This is a genomic window from Microcoleus sp. CAWBG27, from assembly GCF_020883145.1.
Classification (GTDB): Bacteria; Cyanobacteriota; Cyanobacteriia; order Cyanobacteriales; family Microcoleaceae; genus Microcoleus.
In genome coordinates, this window is the sequence record NZ_JAHREU010000059.1 from 28,103 (window position 1) to 49,071 (window position 20,969).

The window sequence follows — 20,969 nt, forward strand, 5'->3', positions numbered from 1 at the left end:
AATGCGGACTAAAGTCCTCACTACGAACCATATTGAATGCAAGTTCTTGAAAATGCGGACTAAAGTCCTCACTACGAACCATATTGAATGCAAGTTCTTGAAAATGCGGACTAAAGTCCTCACTACGAACCATATTGCCCAAAAAATATGCTGACAGATGATTTAATGTATCGAGCACTTGTTGACAAAGATGTTTCCTGGGAAGGGACTTTTTTTGCAGCAGTAAAAACCACTGGTATCTTTTGTCGCCCAACTTGTACGGCACGGAAACCTAAAAAAGAAAATGTAGAATTTTTCCCAACTGCTAAAGAAGCGATACTTCACGGTTACAGAGCCTGTAAGGTTTGCAAACCTTTGGAAATGCTGAATGCAACACCCGATCGCATTCAAGCTATTCTACGCGAAATCGGCAACAATCCCGCCACAAAATTGACAGATTTGGATTTGGCTTCCCGAGGCATTGAGCCAAGTCAAATCCGCCGTTGGTTTTTGAAGAATCACGGCATTACTTTTCATGCTTACCAAAGAATGTTGCGGATAAATTCAGCTTTTAAGAAAATCCAAAATGGCGAAACAGTTACTGCTACAGCCTACGATAGCGGCTATGAATCGCTCAGCGGTTTTAACGATTCATTTAAATCTATTTTGGGCGTGTCGCCATCAAATAGCAAAACCAAACAAGTAATAGATCTTACTAGATTGGAAACTCCCTTAGGAACTATGTTCGCCTGTGCAGTTGCCCAAGGTATTTGCCTTTTAGAATTTAGCGATCGCAAAATGATTGAGAGGCAGTTTGAGTCATTGACTAAACTTTTAGATGCGACTGTACTGCAAGGCACAAACAAACATTTTGATTTGTTGCAACTACAACTCAATGAGTATTTTGCAGGCCAGCGAAAAGAGTTTTCAGTGCCGCTATTCACACCGGGAACGGAATTTCAGCAGGCAGTTTGGCAAGAGTTACAAAATATTCCCTACGGTGCAACTTGTTCGTACCAACAACAAGCTTCAGCATTGAAAAATCCTCAAGCTGTTCGTGCGGTGGCAAATGCTAACGGCAGGAACAGAATTTGTATTGTGATTCCTTGTCATCGAGTAATTGGATCTGATGGCACATTAACAGGTTACGCGGGTGGTTTATGGCGAAAACAATGGTTGCTCGATCTGGAAGCAAAGAATCGTTGATGCTGAATTCATACTATTTATAAAAACTCTTGTTACAAGACAAGTGTTTGGCTTGTTTTGTCAACTATTCTGCAAGCAGGCAAGAGCATCTCTTTTCCTTTCCTTGTTGGAATCTCCGATCTGAATCGTATTATGATATAGTCATTGTTCATTGGAGCCTGTTTTCTTTAATCACTGTAAGAGGGCTGAAGCCCAACAACGTACCTCACCTATCTGAGAAGGGCTATATATCGAGGCTGATTCTTGATTCGCTCAATCCAAGTTTTAATTGCCGGAAACCCCGTCAAATCAAATCCGCCTTCCCCAGCAACGTGAGTGTAAGCAAATAAACCGATATCAGCAATAGAATAGCGATCGCCCGCAAAAAAGTCATTTTTTTCTAAATGCTGTTCCATCACCCCCAAAGCAGCATAACCCGGTGCTTGTTTCTGTTGCAGTGCATCTTGATATTCCTGTGCTTTCCCTGTCAAATACCAAAAACGAGAAGTTGCAATAAAAGGTTCGTGACTGTACTGTTCAAAAAACAACCACTGCATCACTTGAGCGCGTTCAAATTTATCGGTGGGGAAAAACTCAGTTTCTTCGCTCAAGTAAAACATAATCGCATTCGATTCAAACAGAAACTTACCCGGTGCAATCTCTAAAACCGGAATGCGGCCATTGGGATTTTTGACCAAAAATTCGGCTGTGCGACTTTCTTTTTGCAGAATATTAATTTCTGTGCGATCGAATGGAATATTGAGTTGAGTTAAGAGCAAGCGAACTTTATAGCAATTGCCTGAGGGCGAATATTCGTAGAGTTTGAACATAATTATCCTTGTTTTGAACTAACCGCAAATTACACAGATCGAGAAAGTATAAGGTTCGTAGTGCGGACTTCAGTCCGCAATAAATAAGGTTCGTAGTGCGGACTTCAGTCCGCAATAAATAAGGTTCGTAGTGCGGACTTCAGTCCGCAATAAATAAGGTTCGTAGTGCGGACTTCAGTCCGCATAGTTCATACTGCTTTCAGATTCGATATCATATGTCGCTGGAGTAACTTACCAACAATAGCGATACCCCGCTCAATTTCTTCAGGCAAAAGAGAGAAATTCAATCGCATTGCTGGATAGCCTTTGCGATCGGCGAAAAATGCTCTACCGCAAGCAATCAAAATACCTTGAGATAAAGCCTCTTGACAAATCTTTTGCACTGATAAGCAATTCGGTAAATGTACCCACAAAAACAATCCCCCTTCAGGGACTGTCCAACTGGCTTCCTGGGGGAAGTAACGCTCCAAAGCTTGCAGCATGGCATTTCGACTCTGCAAGTTTTGCATCCGAATCTGATTCAAATGTCGGCGGTAATGACCGGAAGCCAGATATTCACTAACTATTGCCTGAGAAATAGTTGATACGTGAAAATCGTGCAATAATTTTTGTCTCATAATAGCCTGATATTCGACATCTGGAACGATAATCCAACCAACTCGCAGGCCTGGGATTAGAGTTTTGGAGAAAGTTCCAATATATGTTACCAGGTTTTGCTGGTCAAAGGCTTTGATAGGTGCAGGAACAGGCTGAAAATTTAGTCCTTCGTAGGCGTTATCTTCTAAAATGGCGCATTCATATTGACTGGCTAATGCTAATAACTGCTGGCGATGAGTTTGAGAAGTTGTCAGCCCAGTAGGATTGTGGAGCGTGCTGATCGTGTAAATTAATTTAGGGCGGTGAGTCTGGAGACAAGATTCTAGGATAGCTAAATTCATCCCTTCGACCGTCATGGGAATGCCGACAATTTTGGCTCCAATATCTTCTAAAATAGCAACTGCTCCGTGATAAGTTGGTGCTTCTACAATTACCCGATCGCCCGATCGGACATAGTGACGCATCGCTAAAGACAATCCCTGCTGAGATCCGTTAGTCAGAATCAATTGTTCTGGAGCAACATCGAGTCCTTGTTGCACCAACATTTGAGCAATTTGTTGCTGCAAAATCGGCTGTCCCCCAGGAAAACCGTATCTGAAGAGTGTATCTCCGGCTTCGGTGACGGCTCGTCTGGCGATTTTTTGCAAGTCTTGCAATCCCCAAGGACGGGGAAAACCCGAGCTAAAGTCAGTAATTCCTGTTTGCGATTGTACCTGAATTGAAGCCAAGAAGCTATCGCAAAAACGGCCTCCATCTTTGTCTGGGACGATCGCATCTTGAAGGGACGGAAAAGCTGTTCCCAGTCTCGGGGTGGGCACTGTTTGATGGCTGACAAAGTATCCTGAGCCTTGGCGAGCATAAATCAAGCTATCTGCTTCTAAAACGCCGTAAGCTTCAATGACTGTCAATCGGGCCACTTGCAAGGTGTTAGCTAGCGATCGAATGGAAGGCAAGCGTTGTCCAGGTGGTAATGTCCCAGACTGGATCAGTCGCTTGAGGCGATCGCGAATCTGCAAGTAAATCGGTTTGGGAGATTGTCTGTCTAGGGGTATTTTCACAGCACATATTCGATCGTGACAGTACAGGGCGATCGCAATTTTCAATTCAATAAAATACAAGACACAGCTCTACCGTGTCCTAACCGAAAACCGCTACAGCCACACTATAAACGATTACTCTGTCCAATGGCCCAGTACAGTTTTCAGATATTTTACCAAAACAGTTGGTGGACTGAGAAACTGTACCGCTCAAAGTTTCCCAAACCGTATCTTCACAGATTCCAGTTTTTTGATTAAAGTGAATTAATACTTCTATTTGAGAGCAAAATGCTTTTGTAAAAAGCGTTTTTTAGGAGTGCAAGTTTAAGAGTTCGCTTGCTCATCTAGCAAGTTGGTTGTGGGAACACAACCTTAGGGATAATTTGCAGTTTTCAAGGAACTTATAGCCCTTCTCAGATAGGTGAGGTATGTTGTTGGGCTTCAGCCCTCTTTGTCTAAGCGGTTATATAAGCTGTCAGTCATACCTCATCTTTTTGAGAAAGGCTATATTTAACCCGTTCCTAGGATATTGAGGGAAAATTTGTGACTTTTTGATTGTTAATTATCAAGGAGATGCTATGCTTCAAAGATATTCCGAATGCTCAGCGCCCGTTAGCCCAGCCATCGAAAAGGATCGCATAATCCTCATGAAAAACGAGGTGTACAGGTTGCCTCAAACTCATCGAGAAGTTCAAGTCTTGTCAGGAATTGCTTGGATTACAGTTGACAAACAGGACATCATCTTGCACAGTCCAGAAAAAATATCGCTTCCACCGAGCAAAAACTTTGCTGTCATCTCCGCTCTCAACAATATGCCGCTAATTCTGACATTATGTTAAGACAAAATCCCAGCCACGAGATTCTAGATTATAGATTGGGCATCCCTAATTCTGAGCCACAGGTAAAAAATGAAGTTATACTGGAAATACAATCAATTCGATCGAGAAACAATCGGGCTAATTTACGGTTTTCTAGGCGTAGTTGGATTCAGCTTAACACTACCAGCAACCAGAGCCGCTGTACAGGATTTAGACCCTATTTTTGTAGGCTTAGGACGCGGATTAGTAGCAGCTATACTAGCAGCTGTCACTTTAAAAATAACACATCAGCCTATTCCCTCTAAACGGCAATTGTGGAGTTTATTAGTTGTCGGATTGGGAGTGGTTGTCGGATTTCCGCTATTATCAGCCTGGGCAATGCAGCGAGTACCTGCGGCCCACGGTGCTGTAGTATTGGGAATCTTGCCATTGGCAACAGCAATAGGGGGAGTTTTGCGATCGGGCGATCGGCCATCTTTTCGGTTTTGGGTTGCTAGTATCGCCGGAAGTTTAACTGTTGTTTGTTTTGGAATTATTAGTGGTGCAGGGCAACTACAACCCGCCGATTTAGCTTTATTTGCCTCAGTCATTGCTGCTGCTTTTGGTTACGCCGAAGGTGGGCGATTAGCTAAAACTTTAGGTGGATGGCAAGTTATCTGTTGGGCATTGATAGTTATCGCTCCCTTCGAGGTTTTGCCGACAATATTTGTAGTTTTAAAACAAGGATTAGTCGCTGCACCGACGGCGTGGTTGGGTTTTGCCTATGTGAGTTGTGTCAGTCAATTTGTAGCATTTTTTGCCTGGTATGAGGGGATGGCCATTGGCGGAGTTGCTAGGGTAGGGCAAATTCAGCTATTGCAACCATTTTTGACTATCCTAGCATCGGCTATTTTGCTTGGTGAAACTGTTGAGCCGATCGCCCTAGGCAGCGCTTGTTTAGTGGTAGCCTGCGTCGCAGCGGGTAAAAAAGCATCAATTAAGCAGGCAGCAAATTTGTGATTGTGATGTGCAGGAAATTAGCGTGGGGGGCGATGTTTAACTCATAACACAAATTAGACGATTTAGGCAAGATTTAAGATGATTTTTGTTTGTTTTGGCGATCGGCAAAACCAGCAACTTCAGCCAGCGTATAAAGTGGCCTGCCCTTCACTTCCTCGTAAATCCGCCCAATATACTGGCCCAAAATCCCAATACTCACCAACTGCACCGCACCCAAAAAGAAAACCGCCATAATTATAATTGTCAAACCAGTTAATGCCGCACCCGGAGAGAAAAGACGCCAGTACAAAACCAGAAAAGCCATTAAAACAGACACCAAAGCCGAAAATAAACCCAAATAAATCGACAGTTGCAAAGGAACCTTTGAAAAAGAGACTAAACCGTTCATCGCCAAAGCAAAAGATTTGCTGAAGGTATACTTAACATCGCCAGCAAAACGCGGATCTCGTTCAAACTTAACCGCAGTTTGTTTGAAACCAATCCAAGCCCGCAGTCCCCGAATGTAGCGATTGCGTTCTGGCATAGCATTGAGCACATCCACTACACACCGATCCATCAAACAAAAATCCCCCGTATCTATGGGAATATCCACATCAGCAAGATTCCGCAAAATGCGATAATACATATAAGCAGGCAAGCGCTTAAACCAACCTTCTTGACGGCGTTGGGTGCGCTGAGCGTAAACAACTTGATACCCGAGCCGCCACTGTTCTACCATATCTAGAATTAGCTCTGGCGGGTCTTGCAAATCGCCGTCCATGATGACTGCAACTTGACCGCTAGAAAAGTTTAACCCAGCAGTTACAGCTATTTGGTGGCCGAAATTGCGGGCAAAACTAAGGTAACAAATTCGCGAGTCTTTTTCGTGCAAATCTCGCAAAATTTCCAAAGAGCGATCGCGGCTGCCATCATTGATTAAAATTAATTCTACAGCGCCGTCCATTCGATCCATCACAGCACTAATTCGTCGGTACAATTCGGGGAGATTTTCTTCTTCATTGTAGATGGGAATTATCAAGGAATACTTAGGTATATTGTTCATCTCAGTTTGTGTTGTAAAATCTGGTGTCAACGGTTAAATCAAATAAATCAAAACTTTATTTTTTCACAAACACGCTCAGCGGCTCCATCGACCATTTTTGTAGGTAAGTTTGATTCTTGACGATGATCTCTTTTCCTTGTCTGCCGTCATTTTTTGTAGACTGGTAAATTATCGCACAAGGGATAAAACCTTTGTAAGGTTCGGAATTTAATTTTTGCTTGACAACAGGATCGATAGTAGAAATATGTTCAATACGAGGTGCTGGTTTTCCCGGCTCTGGAAACATCACCCACAAGGGATATTCCCAGCCATTTTTAGCCCAAAAAGAAAGTCCTATATTCGTGCAGTTTTGAGCTTTAACAAAATCTACTGCTGTATCGTAAGCAACCTCGATATTCGGGCGGCTTGTAAAGTAAAGATCGTGTCTGCTGCTATTAAAAATGTTACTATCTCCCACGAGAGGTCTAAAGTTGTTGTGAAAAATCCAAGGGAGCGACATGAAAATCAGAATTGCCACCAGATAATTTGCGTTTTTATGATTTGACAATTGCGATAGTACCAATCCAAATATTGGCGAAAATAATACAAATATTGACAGGTGGTGGCGGCTCTGCCAAGGTTGTAATTTCAGAAGCAAACAGAGAAGCAAAAATGTCATTATTACAGCAATCAAATAAATTATCACTATTTTTGTTTTTTGCCAAATAGGATTTTTTAATATAAGTGTAAGGCTGGCAAATATTAGCCAAAAGTGAATGGGATTGGTCGCTGTATTTTCATTAAATGAGGGTGTGGCGATCGCAAATACTTGTCCGGGAGGCCAAGTGATGCGCGGGTCGTTGGTCGCTACCCCCAGTATTCGGTGCAGCACGTTAATCACTCCCACGATCAAACCGTTAATTCGGGAGATCCTCGTACCCGCTTGCATACCTAAATTTCTAATGATATTTGATAGGAAAGTTGGCAGGGTAATTGCTTGAATTTTATATTCTTTTGTAAAACTTTCAGGCGCTCCGATCGCATAACCGAACAAATCATAATTTCGCCAAAAGTGACCGACATTCAATGCAAAAGTCACACCAGCTATTATCAAAATAGGTGGCAGCATTTTTCCCCGAAAACCTTGAATTCCTCCTACAACAAACCAAATAATAAAAGGCAAACAAAATATATAAGCTGTCGTTTTTGTCAAGAGAGCCAGACCCAAACTCGCACCGATTTTGAAAGTATTAATCCCAGTTATGCCTGCGGAGAGTCCGGCTAAACCGCAGGAAACAAAACACACTACCCAGAAACATACAGCATAATCGTTTTGAGTGCTAGAACCCTGGAGGATACCCATCGGCAAAGTCGCAGCAAAAACAGCAGCAAAAACCTGACCCCGGAGATTAGCGCCCAGTTGGTTAGCAATTAAAGAAACTGCGATCGCACTTCCCACCATACTCAACCACTGTACCAAATTAGCAAAGCGATCGCCCCCGCTTAAAATCTGAAAGTGCATAATCGCAAACTCAGCCCCAGGCGGGTGATACAACTGCGGCACGTAAGAAGTGGGATAATGCTCGACACTGCGGTTTTGCATCCAGTGAGCAACCCGACTCATGTGATAAGTCATAGAATCCCAATTGTTAGGCGGTGCAACTACAGCAATTAAACCAACCGCAGCAAAAATAAATAATACACCGCCTAGCAACCCGACTAATACACTAGAAAATTTCTCCTCTTGACTTTTCTCAAAAATTGGCTTGACAGGTTTAAATTTTAGATAAACCATCAAGCCGAGAATATTTGCTAACAACCACAGCCCGAACACCCACTCAAAAGTCAGCAACCTAAATAAACTCAAAATTTCAGTAGACAAAGCAACTATAACTCCCCAAACAATTGCTGCGGACAAAATAGCACTGCGCCAACACTTATCTATTTTCTCAAATACGATGAAAAAAATACCCAGACTTACCAATGGCATCAAACCAAATATATCTGTTATCATCAAAGTTAATCCTAGTGCTAAAAGTTAGAATCACAACCTAAAAATAAAAAAATATGACAAATTCTAACTATCTTTGGCAAGTGAATCAAGATTTAAGCAAAACTTGCTTGCAACATCCCTTTGTCAGAGGCATTGCTGACGGCAGCCTCCCCCAAAAAAGTTTTGCATATTACGTTGCACAAGACGCATTTTTTCTGAGAGCATTTGCCCGCGCTTACAGCATTGCTGCGGCAAAAGCACCCGACTGGGAGGGATTTGAAATCCTCCACAATCTCGGCAGTGGCGTTTTAGAAGAATTGCATCTGCATCAAGGATATGCAGCGAAATGGGGTGTAAACTTGCAAGAGGCTAAACCGGGAATTGCTACCCGCCGCTACACGGATTTTTTATTAGCAACAGCTTGGGGAAGCGGTGTCGGTTTGACAGTAGCGGCGATGACTCCTTGCTTGCGGTTGTATGCTTTTTTGGGACAGCAGTTAGCTAAGCCTAATATACCAAAACACGCCTTGAGCGACTGGATTGTCACCTATAGCAGCCCTGAGTTTGAGATTTTAGCTTCACGGCTGGAAAGTTTGGTCAACCGCTATGCCGAATCTACACCGGAAGTAGAAGCAACCTATCGCTACGCTATGTTGTGCGAAAGAGACTTTTTTCAGGCAGCTTGGGAGGTACGTTCAACAGTTGACAGTTGACAGTTGACAGTTGACAGTTGACAGTTCGAGAGCGACCTCTACCTTTAAGTCCGAGTATTGGAGTAATGAATAGTCTGATTTTAATTTCTCCCTCAAGGGGAGAGGCTTTCAACCAATTCTTTCTGGTAAATTAAGTTTTTTCAAGAGATGCTCCCCAACTATCGCCCCTAAGCTACCCACAGCCAACCTGCAAATCTGACGGAAACATACAGCAGAAATATACCAAACAATCCCATCAACCCGTAACCCCAACGAGGCTTAGCTGCTAGCAACAACCCGAGAGCTATTGACAGGGGCAGAATAGCGTAAGCGTAGCGGTTTACCGATCGCAGAGCTCCGAAACTAAGCAGCAGTGCCAAAGAGCAAAAACCGTAATTCAAAATAATACTGGTAAGCCTCTTGCGACAAAACCACAACAAGTAGACGCTGCCAAAAACCATCAGAATTCTACTGATAGCAGATATATTTAATTTGAGAGCTTGACTCAATACATACAACCAACTAGGATGAACCCATCCCTTTTGAACGTGAACAAATGCTAAAGCATCTCCAAAACGAAGAGCACAATATAGACTAAATGAAAGCAAGCCAAGAGCGCTAGCAAAACCAGCAGCATAAGCAAGTGGAGGTCTTTTTTCCCTCCAAGCTGTTAGCAAAAAAGTAGGTATCAGCGCTACTCCCGGCCCCCTAGTAGCAGTTGTCAAAGCTCCCCAAACAGCAGCCCAAATATACTCGCCCCTCTCAAAAGATCGCAAAGCAGATGCTGTCAGAAACAGAAACAATCCTTCTGTATACATGACAGTGCAAAATAGCGAGAACGGACACCAAGCTAGCATAGCGGTTGTCCATTTGGCAACACCAGTATCGTATCGCTGTTCTACCCAAAAATAAATCAGCACTAATGCGCCCAAAAATGCAAAAGAGTTGATTAATACCCCTGCTACGTCCGATCGCATTCCGAGTGCCATCAGCCCCCGAATTAGCAAGGGAAACAGCGGATAGAAGGCAACAGAATGTTGCTCTCCGTCATCGGCGTAGGAGTAGCCTAGGGTAGCGATTTTGGTGTACCATCCGCCGTCCCAATGGGAGAACAACTCCCAGCCACTTTTGGGAATAAAGCGCGCAACAACAGGCGTTGAGTCCTGAGACTGGTAGAGCAGCGAGTGATGGTACAGGAAGGGGGCAATTAGCTGCATCCCGATCGCAATTACCGATCGGCTCAGCAACCACATAGCAATTACAAAAATTAACCCGTCTCTGCTTTTAGTGCCTGCTTGACGCGGACTTACTTCTAACCCTAAATCAGCATTTGTCATCGCTAAAACAGCACCAGACTGTTGATTTTAAATTACAGTATAGTCGGCTGCCTATCGATCGCCAAATATATACGTAAGTACAGCGGTACTGCTAATTTTAGCGTCCCAGTTTATTGGGAATACCTTCGCAGCCGCCGGGAATAGTCTCTCGCGACTTCGAGCCGCACCAAGCGCAGCAGTAATAGCGCTGCTCGTCCGACAGCCGCTTGACAGCAGTGAAATCAGCACGTTCAACCACAGCGCCGGTATATTCGCCCGTTTGATAGTTGGCAAATTCCGTGCGGCTGCGGGGAGAAGCAGTTTCTGCCAAGCCGTAGAATAATTTGGTGCCTCTAATGTCGGCGCGAACGAGATTGGCGTCGTAAAGAATAGCGCGCGAGAGGTTTGCTTTCACTAAATCGCACTTGCTGAGATTGGCCCGGACAAGGTTGGCTTCGCTCAACTCAGTCCACCGTAAATCCGTGCCAGCGAGGTCAGCACCCGCTAACATGACGTTTAAATCGATGACGCGGAGGCCGTGATCTCTGTCTTCAGCGTAGCCACCATCGCCGTCAAGGATGGGGCGGCCTAAAAGCCGATCGCGCTTCAGAGGAGTAATCAGTCTCGACTGCGACAAAAACCGCAGAATTTTCGCTTTACCTTCAGCATCCACACTGCTCATAATCGCAGCGGTGCGGCCTTCGGCGATCGCCCTTTCCTGCGGCCAATCTTCCAAAAACCCTTGCTCGTCAAGGGCTAAGTCGGAAACCCCTTGAAAATAAGCATCGATCGTTTGCTGCTGGGTAATGCGATTTTGCTGAATCGTCAAATCCTTCGAGATCACGTACTGGCGCCAAGCCACGTAAACGCCCAAAATTGCGATCAAAATTTGACCCAAAGCACCAATTAACTCGCCGAGAGCTCCGATAGCATCCCAGTTGATTTGGATGTTGCGGCTTCCCGGTTCAGTATTAGTACCGCTGAGCATCAGCAAGCCCACAATCCCAGCTAACAGCCCGAAGCAGGAGATGATCAGCGTGCGCCAAGTCGGCGGAATTACCTGCACCCAGATTTTGCCCCAACTCGGCCACATCATCCGCAGCGATATGCCGATCGCACCGATCGCCCCAAATAAGCCGATCCAAATGCTGTCGTTAGCGAGCCCGACAATCATCGAGGCGATCGCCGCCAGCGTCAGCACCGAACCCGTCACCTCAGCAGTCGTTTGTGCAGGCTGCTGCGGCAATAAAACCTTGCGAGTTGGAGGTGGCGGTGGTAGCGGTTTTGCCGGTTCAGCAGTAGCAACGATTGTCGCTGATTCTGGCTGCACAGTAGGGCTCGCACCGTTGAGACTTTCTACAGTCACGTTGGACTCTGGAGGATTGGGTTGAGGAGAGTTCGGTTCTGGTGTCATGCGTTGAGGCAAATTCTAATTTTGGGCAGTCACTAAAACGATTTTAACCAACGAAGCACGATTCTAGATAGCATTACCAAAAAAATGGGTTGAAAGCCCCGTCCTTATAGGACGGCTTTAATTTCCGAAATCCGTAAATAATTATGAAATATACACCTTTTGCAAGCGAAAACTCTTGTAAAGATGATAGACTATTCTCATGATAGTAATAGAGTTTAAATTAAAAGGCAAAGCGCAGCAATATCGGATCGTTGACGAGATGATCAGAACAGCTCAATTTGTCCGAAATAAAACTCTTAAATACTGGACAGAAAATCAAGGAGTTAAGCTAGTTGACCTATACAAACAATGCGCCATCATGGCAAAAGAGTTTGAATGGGCGGGTAAGCTTAATTCGATGGCACGTCAAGCCTCCGCTGAACGTGCCATTTTTGCCATCCAACGTTTCTTTGCTAATTGCAAAGCCAAGAAGCATGGGAAAAAAGGCTACCCGCAGTTCAAAAAGCATACTCGATCGGTCGAATATAAAACTTCGGGTTGGTCGCTTTCTACCGACAAGAGATGTCTAACATTTAAAGACGGTTTTGCTGCTGGGAAGTTCAAGTTAATCGGCAATCGAGATTTGCATTTCTATGCGCCTGACGAGATTAAACGAATCAGAGTTGTGCGCCGTGCTGACGGCTACTACGCCCAATTCTGTATCAACGTGGAGCGAAAAGAGGAGCCTATTCGCACTGGCAAAGCGATTGGAATAGATGTGGGATTGAACCACTTTTATACTGACAGTGACGGTGAGACAGTCGCCAACCCTCGATATCTCCGCAACAGTGAAAAGGCTTTGAAGAGATTGCAGAAGCGGATTTCTCGAAAAAAGAAAGGCTCTAGCAATCAAAAAAAAGCGCTTAACAAGTTAGGAAGAAAACACCTGAAAGTCAGTCGGCAGCGTAAAGACTTCGCCATTAAGACGGCGCTGTGCGTAGTGAAATCTAACGATTTCGTAGCCCACGAAGACCTTCAGGTGAAAAATATGGTTAAGAACCATAAGCTTGCCAAATCGATTAGCGATGCAGCATGGTCGCTGTTTGCTCAATGGTTGGAGTATTTCGGGAAAGTGTATGACAAAACAGTGATTGCTGTTGCTCCTCAATACACATCTCAAGACTGCTCAAACTGTGGCAATACTGTCAAGAAAACACTTTATACTAGAACTCATATTTGTTGTTGCGGTACGATATTAGATCGCGACCACAATGCCGCAAAAAACATTTTGACCCTCGGGTTGAAGCAGGCAGCAATCAATTTGAATACGGCGGGGCACGCCGAAATTAACGCTTGGGGACAGACCGATCTCTACTCGTTGGTGGCAGCATCAACAAGCAAATCGACTGATTGATCCAAGAATCCTCGCGCCCTGACTGCCGAGGAGTGTCAAAATAGAAATATCCAGTAATTACACTCAAAGAGGTAAAATAATATGACCCTGGTACTCCCCAATCTTCAAGGCAAACAAAAGGGTCAAGTAATCACTACAATCACCGTCACGAATCGCATCGATCGAGTTATGGCCGAGCGGGGATTTATTTCTGCCGAGGAAGTTCGCTCTGTTATTCTCAATAATGTTGTTGTCGATACCGGAGCAACTCTGCTTTCCTTGCCAGCTCCTATTATTAGCCAGTTAGGCTTAATACAAGTAGGAGAAAGAGATGTAGAAACATCGGCTGGCATCAAAAAAGGTCGAATTTTTGCCGACGCTCAAATTATGGTAGCAGGCAGAGAAGGTAGATTTGATTGTTTAGAATTGCCAGAAGGCGTTGCCGCTGTTTTGCTGGGCGTGATTCCGATGGAAGAACTAGGATTAGAACCCGATTTGAAAAATAGACAGTTGCGAGTATTGCCGATGAACAATCAGCAAACATATCTAATGGCTTAGTTGAAAGGTTTGATCCTTCGGACTTTAGTCCTTCTTAATGCGGACTAAAGTCCGAAGGATCAAACCTTTTTATATGAAAAATTTTGCTTGCACCTAGCGAGCCAAATAAGCCCTGACTAAATACACACTAACCGTCGCAAATATCACAAAAGTTAGCCCAAAGACCAATTCTACACTAAGAGTTTGAGCATTCCCCAAAGCCACAAGAATTTGCTGGCGCACGATAAAAGCAAACAACCAACAAATCTCCGCCTTCAGCCAAACCAAAAGGCTTCGCCCCAAGAGATATTGTCTGCGCGCATTTTCCTGAGTAATCCGTACCGGATAGTTAAAAGTATGTGGATAGCGCGATACCGCAGTTAAAACCACAAAAATAATAGCAGCCACTGCTGGCAGCATCCAAATCATCACCTTGTCGCCCAAAGCATCAGGCTGTCCCCCCAAGCCGAAGTGAATTGGAATACGATCGGGCAAAACCGCCCAAAATTGTACGATCGGCAAAATCGACACTAAAATCGCGATCGCCCCCGCAAGCTCTACCGCCAATAAAACAGGCGAAAGCCCCAGAGAAATAACAGGCCGTTGGTTTGGTGCGTTTCCAGTCATAGCTACTTAAAATTAGATTAATATTGAAAATAATAGTATTGGTTCCCATGTAATCCCCCAACCGCTTTCGTTGGGGGTTTCCAAACATCTCGCGAGGTTTTATGACGGTTCAGGTTTTGGTTGAAAAGAAAAAGTTAGAAAAACCGCCCCTAACAATACACACTTTAGGCGATCGCGTCCTGCGGCAGCCAGCAAAGCGCGTCAGCAGCATCGATGCAGAAATTCGGCAGCTAGTCCGAGAAATGCTGCAAACCATGTACAGTGCAGACGGCATCGGTTTGGCCGCCCCCCAAGTCGGAGTCAACAAACAAGTAATCGTACTCGACTGCGAACCCGACAATCCCGCCACACCCCCATTGGTTTTGATCAACCCCACCATCAAAAGTAGCAGCGGCGATATCTGCATCTTGCAAGAAGGGTGTTTGAGCATTCCGGGAGTCTATTTTGATGTCAAACGCCCAGAAGTCATTGAAGTGTCATTTCGCGACGAATTCGGCCGCCCGCAAACCCTGAAAGCGACAGATTTATTGTCGAGGGCAATTCAGCACGAAATGGATCACCTCAACGGAGTGCTGTTTGTAGATAGAGTAGAAAACAAGCTCGCACTCAATGAAGAATTAGTCAAGAACAAATTTTCGCCTAAGGCAGTAAAATCAGTATGATGGCAGGAACTCCAAAAAGTGGTTTATTGTTAGCTCTTTCGTGCATCACTGCGATCGCCGCAGTCGGCTCAATCTTTGAGCTGTCTTCGGGAGAAGCTCAACTCGGCAATGTAGTTACCGGCATCATCCTCGCCCTCAGCGTACCGCTCACAGGCATATTTTTCTATGCAGCCGTTCAGGATGCCAGAGCAAATTTATGATTAGTCATTAGTCATTAGTTAGTTGTTAGTAGTTAGTTGTTCTTGGTTATTGGTTATTGGTGAGTTTGCCTGTATTACTTGTTGTTGATTTCTAGTTCTTGAGTGTTACTGGTTAGTTGTTGATTGTTACGAATAACTAATAACTGCTCGCCGAGCATCAATCAAAAACAACAAATAACTAATAATTAACAACTAATAACTAATAACTGATGAGTGATGAGTGATGAGTGATGAGTAAGCTGTTGTGCATTTAAATTGAATGTCAAAAAAACAGTTTCCCGTTTTGTGGGGAGTAGGGGTTGGGCGTCCCGCCCGCCCTGAATATGCAATTTAAATGCGTGACAGCTTAACAACCAACAACTAAAAACAAATAACAACAAATAACAACAAATAACCAAAAACAAATAACCAAAAACAAATAACCAAAAACAAATAACCAAAAACAAATAACAAATAACAAATAACTAATGACTGATGACTAATGAAATCGGATTTCTGCGACAAGTGCCCGCCAAAGGCGCTGCGTCGGGGCCAGCGTCCAAGTACCAACTTTCAGAATATGGAGAAGTGGCGATCGGGCGCGATCGCAATTGTCAAATAGCTTTAGAGTCGATCGCCCACGGCATGGTTTCCCGCCGCCATGCCGCAGTCCGTCCCTTAACTCACGGTAATTGGACGAGATGGCAAATTTGCGACCTCAACAGCGCTAACGGAACTTATATCAACGGCCAAAAGCTCGAAGGCTGTCAAACATTAGAAACAGGCGATCGCATCAGTCTCGGCCAAGACGGCCCAGAATTCATATTTGAATCTCCCGCAACCCCAAACCCAACGAAACCCGGATTCCCCGCCACAAAAACGGGCAATTTTCCGGTCAGTGAAAAAGACGCTCTTACTTTAACTCAATTATTCCCGATCGCCTCCACGGGCAAACAATTAAGTCAAAAAGCCTACTTATATCCAGGTATTGCCACAGTTATCTTTGTCGTGTCGATGTTTGTCGCCGTCGGAAATGCCCCAGCATTCAACTTTCTGCTGTCAGCCTACCTCGCCGGTGCCGCTTACTACTTTATCTATCAACTGTGCGGCAAACACAAGCCGTGGTGGGTATTGCTTGGTACCGCTTTAGCTACAGTTCTGATTTTGCTCAGCCCCTTATTAATTGGATTTATCTTAGTATTTAGAGAAATTTTGCCCGGTCGCTTGCCCGCAGAAGGCGAAGAAATCAGTTTTTTGTCTTTTTCGATCAGAATGTTCTTCGGGGCGGGTCTCATGGAAGAATTACTGAAAGCCTTGCCCGTTTTAGGAGCAATGCTTCTGGGAAATTTGCTAAAAAATCCGTGGCGCGATCGCATCGGCATTTGGGAACCTTTAGACGGAATCCTGTTAGGAAGTGCCTCAGCAGTCGGTTTTACACTATTAGAAACTCTCGGGCAGTACGTCCCCCATATTATCCAAAATGTCACCTTGCAAGCAGGGCCCGAAGCCGGACAATTAGTAGGATTGCAGTTGCTCATTCCCCGAATTTTGGGTTCCGCCGCCGGACACATGGCTTACAGCGGCTATTTGGGATATTTCATCGGTTTGAGCGCCCTCAAACCCACGAAGCGCTGGCAAATTTTAGGTGTAGGTTATTTTAGCGCTTCCGCACTTCACGCTTTATGGAATGCGTCAGGTGCAGTCAGCGTAATTTTGCTGGCATTAGTGGGAGTTTTGTCCTATGCGTTTTTAGTAGCAGCAATTTTGAAAGCTCGGGCTTTGTCTCCCAATCGATCGCAAAATTTTGCCACTCGCATATTTTCCGAAAAATGATTGCTGACTGCTTAATTGTTAACAGTCGCGCGCGTCAAGCTGCCATTTTTTTCTTGTGTTTCAACCAGCTTAAACCTACCAATGCTAAACCTGTCCCTGCGATCGTAATTGGTTCGGGAACTGGTTCGGCTGCGGTATCCACTAGGGTGTAAGAAACCCGCGCACTGCTGATAATTGTACGACCTCTGCCCAAATAACCGTTCCTGTTGCTAACTATTGTCTCACCATACCCCCAGAAATAAGATGCCCACGTACCAAGATTGCTCGCCTCCTCGGTACCCATATACCAGGTTGCGCTGCTCTGAAACTTGATGTAATCAGTCCCTCCTCGTGCCTCTTCTGTCGTCGCATACTCCACACCCGATGCTTGCAGTCCGCGAAAATTCCCTTGATTAAATAAAGCTATAGCCCCTGCTAAATCATAGTCATCTTTATAGACCCTGATAGGGGTGTTAAATCTTCCCTCACCAACTGCGATTTTTTCATATCCTATTCCTGTCAGTGAGGAATCACTAAACTTAAAAAAACCACTACCTCCACCCTTTTCCACTTGAAAATTGTAGGTGAGAACGGCTGCTTGTGCTTTCTCAACTGCTGCCACTGACACCGCTGCGAAACTTAAAATTGTGCTGGCGATCGCACTTCCTAATCTCTGTCTTTGTTTTTGATTCATAGTCGGCCTCATCAGATTTTACTTAAGTTTAGTTTGTTGCAGACAGCGATCGCCAGTAAGTCTCCGCATTCTTAACATAAATTCTTTTGAATTCAAAGATTGCCCAATCTCACTATCGAATTACTACGGATGCGATTTCTCCCAAATTTGTATTATTTGCTACTTGTTGACTGGGAATTTTTTGCCAAAACAAGAGAAATGTTCGATCGTCCTGGAAAAATATGCCGATCGGTTTGTATTGTGGCGATGTGGCGGGCGATTCACGATCGGGATAGCTATGCTTCACAGATTCAAACACCATATTTTAGTGCTTTTGTCAATACCCAATTCCCTGAAAAGGGATCGGGTTCCTACTGCCTTTTGCAGTCTGCCTTCTGTCGCCTGCCTTCTTCCCTGTTTCTTCTTCACTTGTCTTAGAAATTCTTCACAAATAGTTTGACTGTGGTACTATCTGGATGGCTGTGAGTCGATCGGGAAGCCAACGGGCTTGATTCCTGTGGTGGAGGAGAATCCAGGAGTGCTAGATAGGATGTCATTGGGATACGGAAATGTTTTCGGTCAGCGAAGTCAACTCGAACCCCTCCGCATTGGGGTTATTGGAGTTGGCAATATGGGGCAGCACCACACGCGAGTTCTGAGCTTGCTCAAAGATATCGAGCTCGTGGGTGTTGCAGATATAAATGTAGAGCGGGGAATTGATGTAGCAAGCAAATACCGGGTTCGCTTCTTTGAAGACTACCGGGATTTGCTCGCCCACGTAGACGCAGTTTGCGTCGCCGTTCCAACTCGCCTGCACCACCCTGTGGGGATGTCTTGTCTCCAAGCAGGGGTTCACGTTTTAATTGAAAAGCCGATCGCGGCTAGCATTGCTGAAGCCGAATCTTTGGTCAATGCGGCTGCTGAAGCCCACCGGATTTTACAAGTGGGTCACATCGAGCGCTTCAATCCAGCTTTTCAGGAACTCGGCAAAGTGCTGAAAACTGAAGAATTACTGGCATTGGAAGCTCACCGGATGAGTCCCTATTCCGATCGGGCCAACGACGTATCGGTAGTTTTGGATTTAATGATCCATGACATCGACTTGCTCTTGGAATTGGCAGATTCTTCAGTGGTGAAGCTGACGGCCACTGGCAGCAGGGCCTCAGATTCAGGTTATTTAGACTACGTGACAGCGACGCTGAACTTTGCTAACGGCATTGTCGCCACTCTGACTGCCAGCAAGGTGACGCATCGCAAACTGCGTTCAATCGCGGCTCACTGCAAAAATTCTTTGACAGAGGCAGATTTTCTCAACAACGAAATCTTGATTCACCGACAAACAACCGCCAATTACGTGACGGATTACGGTCAGGTGCTTTACCGTCAAGATGGGTTGATCGAGAAAGTCTACACCAGCAATATTGAACCGCTCCACGCAGAATTGGAGCATTTTATTAATTGCGTGCGGGGTGGCAACCAGCCTTCTGTGGGAGGAGAACAAGCTCTCAAAGCTCTTCGGCTTGCAAGTTCGATCGAGCAAATGGCTCTCGACGGTCAAGCTTGGTATCCCAAAGAGCTAGAGTCTAGTTTGCAAGTTAGCTAAATCGACAAAAATTGTGTCGTTTCCGGGTGCTTCTACAGTTTGGGTTGGTTGTTCGTTGAAGAGGGTAACTGTTCGGGTGCAACCGGATTCGATGTAAGTCGATTTGAGATTTTCAATTTGAGATTGACTTGCAACTCCGTGAATCTGAGGGCTTAAACAGTCGATTTGAGATTTTCAATTTTCAATTTGAGATTGACTCCTATCCTCTATTGGGGGATGCAACAGTCGATTTGAAATCTGAGATTTGAGATGAAAGAATTGATTCCAAAGATGAATCTGAGGGCTTGAACTAAAATTGAAATTTTCGGTTCTCTACAATCTAAGTATGGGAAGTATCTGTTTTTGACTCAAATTACAATTTAGGTGAAAAAACAGCGACTATTTGACGGCTGATGGTTTTGCTAACTAGCTGATTTCCTTGAGGACTGAGGTGAATGCTGTCTCTATACAAAGTTGAAATTTGAGCCGCACAATTGAAAATGGGAAGAAAATCTATGTAAGTAATTTTCTCGCGTTCGACGAGTTCGGCGAGACGCTCTCTAGCCTTGATTTCCCAGTCGCGAGAGCCAGAGTCGCCGAATTCGCCCCGCTTGGGCGTCACGGCTAGCAAAAACTTGACGTTGGCGGATACTGCTATTTTCTGGATTTGGCGAATAGCTTCTAAGTTGCAGCAGACTACATCGCTTTCGGCTGCTGGTGCTGCTAATTGGCGAGCCGGCTGTGTTGGTAGCAGGTAGCGGCTCAATAACTCTAGTGTCGCCGATCGAGGTTGGCGATCGGGATAAGATCGATCGCGCCCCACAACTTCAGCACAGGGAGCCGATGCAAACAAATCGTCCGTATTCAGCAGCAACACCAAAACCTTTGCTCCAAAAACACCAAACCGCTTCGCATAAGCAAGTTGATTCCTCGGCCCCCAAGAATTGGCTGAAGCGTTGAGAACTTCAACATCCGAATAGTTGACTTTTGCACCTGATTGTGAATCGCTCGTCAGATTCTGTACTTGCAGCCTCAACTGCCGAACCATAATTTCCGAGATGGTATCTGTCTGATCTGTCCACCAACCGCCGTTGGCGACAGAATCACCCAACAGCAAGACGCGCAGAGTTTCGGGTTTGGGACTTGGGGCGATCGCTCCACTACGCATCGAATACTCGTTAATCTCGATCCGGTTGCCCAAGCGGCGCACCCTCTGGTTCGGCGCCAACAAATAGCCACACTCAGCATCGGCAATATAAATCAAGGGATTGCCAAAACCCAGCAACACGCGCAGCAGCACTTCGATTGTCGCCCACAATCCTGCGGTGAGGCCCAAAACGATCAGAACAACTTTTAACAATTAACCTCGATCGAAAACGAAAAACTGCTGCTGAATTCGGGGTTTTAGCAACTTGGTCGCGCGATTGAGTCAACCGAATCGCCCATTCCTTTGCGCTGCATATCCACAAAAGCTGTCTCCAGTCGTCTTAAGATTTGTTGGAGTACTTGAGCGTTGACAGATACATTTAACCCGGTAAATCCCGGACTAAGCCCAGAATAGCCGTGTATGGCAAAACAGAAAAAGCAGCAAGCTCTCCTGTCAGGGAGGTATCTCTCAAAGCTTTCAACAAAATATTGAAAGCG

The 20,969-nt window shown here is 45.0% G+C and carries 20 protein-coding genes; 10 read left to right on the forward strand and 10 right to left on the reverse strand.

The genetic code is table 11. From position 1 onward, the window contains the following. The first annotated feature begins 147 nt into the window (after nucleotides 1–147). The gene (locus QZ938_RS25470; protein WP_293354109.1) at nucleotides 148–1,185 is read left to right on the forward strand and encodes a bifunctional transcriptional activator/DNA repair enzyme AdaA; all 1,038 of its coding nucleotides are present in this window, start codon (nucleotides 148–150) and stop codon (nucleotides 1,183–1,185) included. A gap of 209 nt (nucleotides 1,186–1,394) precedes the next feature. Here QZ938_RS25470 and QZ938_RS25475 read toward each other — a convergent pair whose 3' ends face one another. Together QZ938_RS25475 and QZ938_RS25480 are read right to left on the reverse strand one after the other, a co-directional pair. Further along, nucleotides 1,395–1,994 (reverse strand): glutathione S-transferase family protein, encoded by a 600-nt coding sequence (locus tag QZ938_RS25475; protein WP_293354107.1) that lies wholly within the window; start codon nucleotides 1,992–1,994, stop codon nucleotides 1,395–1,397. 188 nt (nucleotides 1,995–2,182) lie between these two features. Further along, nucleotides 2,183–3,709: a PLP-dependent aminotransferase family protein gene (locus QZ938_RS25480; RefSeq protein WP_293354105.1), complete on the reverse strand. Its 1,527-nt coding sequence runs from the start codon at nucleotides 3,707–3,709 to the stop codon at nucleotides 2,183–2,185. A 566-nt stretch (nucleotides 3,710–4,275) separates the two neighbouring features. Here QZ938_RS25480 and QZ938_RS25485 point away from each other — a divergent pair. Together QZ938_RS25485 and QZ938_RS25490 are read left to right on the forward strand one after the other, a co-directional pair. Then, entirely contained in the window at nucleotides 4,276–4,467 is a 192-nt protein-coding gene (locus QZ938_RS25485; protein ID WP_293354103.1) for a hypothetical protein, read from the forward strand. 69 nt (nucleotides 4,468–4,536) lie between these two features. Then, entirely contained in the window at nucleotides 4,537–5,445 is a 909-nt protein-coding gene (locus QZ938_RS25490) for a DMT family transporter (protein WP_293354101.1), read from the forward strand. A gap of 73 nt (nucleotides 5,446–5,518) precedes the next feature. Here the strand turns inward: QZ938_RS25490 and QZ938_RS25495 are convergent, their stop codons facing one another. Both QZ938_RS25495 and QZ938_RS25500 read right to left on the reverse strand, forming a co-directional pair. Continuing rightward, entirely contained in the window at nucleotides 5,519–6,487 is a 969-nt protein-coding gene (locus tag QZ938_RS25495; protein WP_293354099.1) for a glycosyltransferase family 2 protein, read from the reverse strand. 55 nt (nucleotides 6,488–6,542) lie between these two features. After that, nucleotides 6,543–8,480, reverse strand: coding sequence for a hypothetical protein (locus QZ938_RS25500; RefSeq protein ID WP_293354097.1), 1,938 nt, complete (start codon nucleotides 8,478–8,480; stop codon nucleotides 6,543–6,545). A 53-nt stretch (nucleotides 8,481–8,533) separates the two neighbouring features. On the opposite strand from QZ938_RS25500, the gene QZ938_RS25505 reads away from it, so the two are divergent. Further along, complete coding sequence (locus QZ938_RS25505) at nucleotides 8,534–9,172, forward strand: TenA family protein (RefSeq protein WP_293354095.1); 639 nt, start codon at nucleotides 8,534–8,536, stop codon at nucleotides 9,170–9,172. 167 nt (nucleotides 9,173–9,339) lie between these two features. Here the strand turns inward: QZ938_RS25505 and QZ938_RS25510 are convergent, their stop codons facing one another. Both QZ938_RS25510 and QZ938_RS25515 read right to left on the reverse strand, forming a co-directional pair. Further along, nucleotides 9,340–10,488, reverse strand: coding sequence for a mannosyltransferase family protein (locus QZ938_RS25510; RefSeq protein WP_293354093.1), 1,149 nt, complete (start codon nucleotides 10,486–10,488; stop codon nucleotides 9,340–9,342). 97 nt (nucleotides 10,489–10,585) lie between these two features. Then, nucleotides 10,586–11,881, reverse strand: coding sequence for a pentapeptide repeat-containing protein (locus QZ938_RS25515; protein ID WP_293354143.1), 1,296 nt, complete (start codon nucleotides 11,879–11,881; stop codon nucleotides 10,586–10,588). 199 nt (nucleotides 11,882–12,080) lie between these two features. Here QZ938_RS25515 and QZ938_RS25520 point away from each other — a divergent pair, with 199 nt between their 5' ends. Both QZ938_RS25520 and QZ938_RS25525 read left to right on the forward strand, forming a co-directional pair. Continuing rightward, nucleotides 12,081–13,274, forward strand: a complete 1,194-nt coding sequence (locus tag QZ938_RS25520; protein ID WP_293156409.1) for a transposase — start codon at nucleotides 12,081–12,083, stop codon at nucleotides 13,272–13,274. Between the two features lie 81 nt (nucleotides 13,275–13,355). Further along, nucleotides 13,356–13,811 (forward strand): aspartyl protease, encoded by a 456-nt coding sequence (locus QZ938_RS25525; protein WP_293156406.1) that lies wholly within the window; start codon nucleotides 13,356–13,358, stop codon nucleotides 13,809–13,811. Nucleotides 13,812–13,904: 93 nt separating this feature from the next. On the opposite strand, the gene QZ938_RS25530 is transcribed toward QZ938_RS25525, so the two are convergent. Next, on the reverse strand, nucleotides 13,905–14,417 hold the full coding sequence (locus QZ938_RS25530; RefSeq protein ID WP_293354091.1) for a DUF1648 domain-containing protein: 513 nt from the start codon (nucleotides 14,415–14,417) through the stop codon (nucleotides 13,905–13,907). 101 nt (nucleotides 14,418–14,518) lie between these two features. On the opposite strand from QZ938_RS25530, the gene def reads away from it, so the two are divergent. From def to QZ938_RS25545, 3 genes are all read left to right on the forward strand, one after another. Continuing rightward, nucleotides 14,519–15,079 (forward strand): peptide deformylase, encoded by a 561-nt coding sequence (def, locus tag QZ938_RS25535; protein ID WP_293340312.1) that lies wholly within the window; start codon nucleotides 14,519–14,521, stop codon nucleotides 15,077–15,079. Then, nucleotides 15,076–15,279, forward strand: coding sequence for a hypothetical protein (locus QZ938_RS25540; RefSeq protein WP_363318893.1), 204 nt, complete (start codon nucleotides 15,076–15,078; stop codon nucleotides 15,277–15,279). The genes def and QZ938_RS25540 overlap by 4 nt, the downstream gene beginning before the upstream one ends. A 474-nt stretch (nucleotides 15,280–15,753) precedes the next feature. Beyond that, nucleotides 15,754–17,091 (forward strand): PrsW family glutamic-type intramembrane protease, encoded by a 1,338-nt coding sequence (locus QZ938_RS25545; protein WP_293354089.1) that lies wholly within the window; start codon nucleotides 15,754–15,756, stop codon nucleotides 17,089–17,091. Between the two features lie 34 nt (nucleotides 17,092–17,125). Here QZ938_RS25545 and QZ938_RS25550 read toward each other — a convergent pair whose 3' ends face one another. Together QZ938_RS25550 and QZ938_RS25555 are read right to left on the reverse strand one after the other, a co-directional pair. Then, a complete protein-coding gene (locus QZ938_RS25550; protein WP_293354087.1) occupies nucleotides 17,126–17,764 on the reverse strand; it encodes a PEP-CTERM sorting domain-containing protein in 639 nt (212 codons plus the stop codon). Nucleotides 17,765–17,876: 112 nt separating this feature from the next. Continuing rightward, nucleotides 17,877–18,065 carry a hypothetical protein gene (locus tag QZ938_RS25555; protein ID WP_293156391.1) on the reverse strand — a complete coding sequence of 63 codons (189 nt, stop codon included), beginning with the start codon at nucleotides 18,063–18,065 and terminating at the stop codon, nucleotides 17,877–17,879. Nucleotides 18,066–18,293: 228 nt separating this feature from the next. On the opposite strand from QZ938_RS25555, the gene QZ938_RS25560 reads away from it, so the two are divergent. Continuing rightward, on the forward strand, nucleotides 18,294–19,346 hold the full coding sequence (locus tag QZ938_RS25560) for a Gfo/Idh/MocA family oxidoreductase (RefSeq protein ID WP_293156388.1): 1,053 nt from the start codon (nucleotides 18,294–18,296) through the stop codon (nucleotides 19,344–19,346). Between the two features lie 352 nt (nucleotides 19,347–19,698). Here the strand turns inward: QZ938_RS25560 and QZ938_RS25565 are convergent, their stop codons facing one another. Then, nucleotides 19,699–20,685 carry an SGNH/GDSL hydrolase family protein gene (locus tag QZ938_RS25565; RefSeq protein WP_293354085.1) on the reverse strand — a complete coding sequence of 329 codons (987 nt, stop codon included), beginning with the start codon at nucleotides 20,683–20,685 and terminating at the stop codon, nucleotides 19,699–19,701. Nucleotides 20,686–20,969 lie beyond the last annotated feature (284 nt).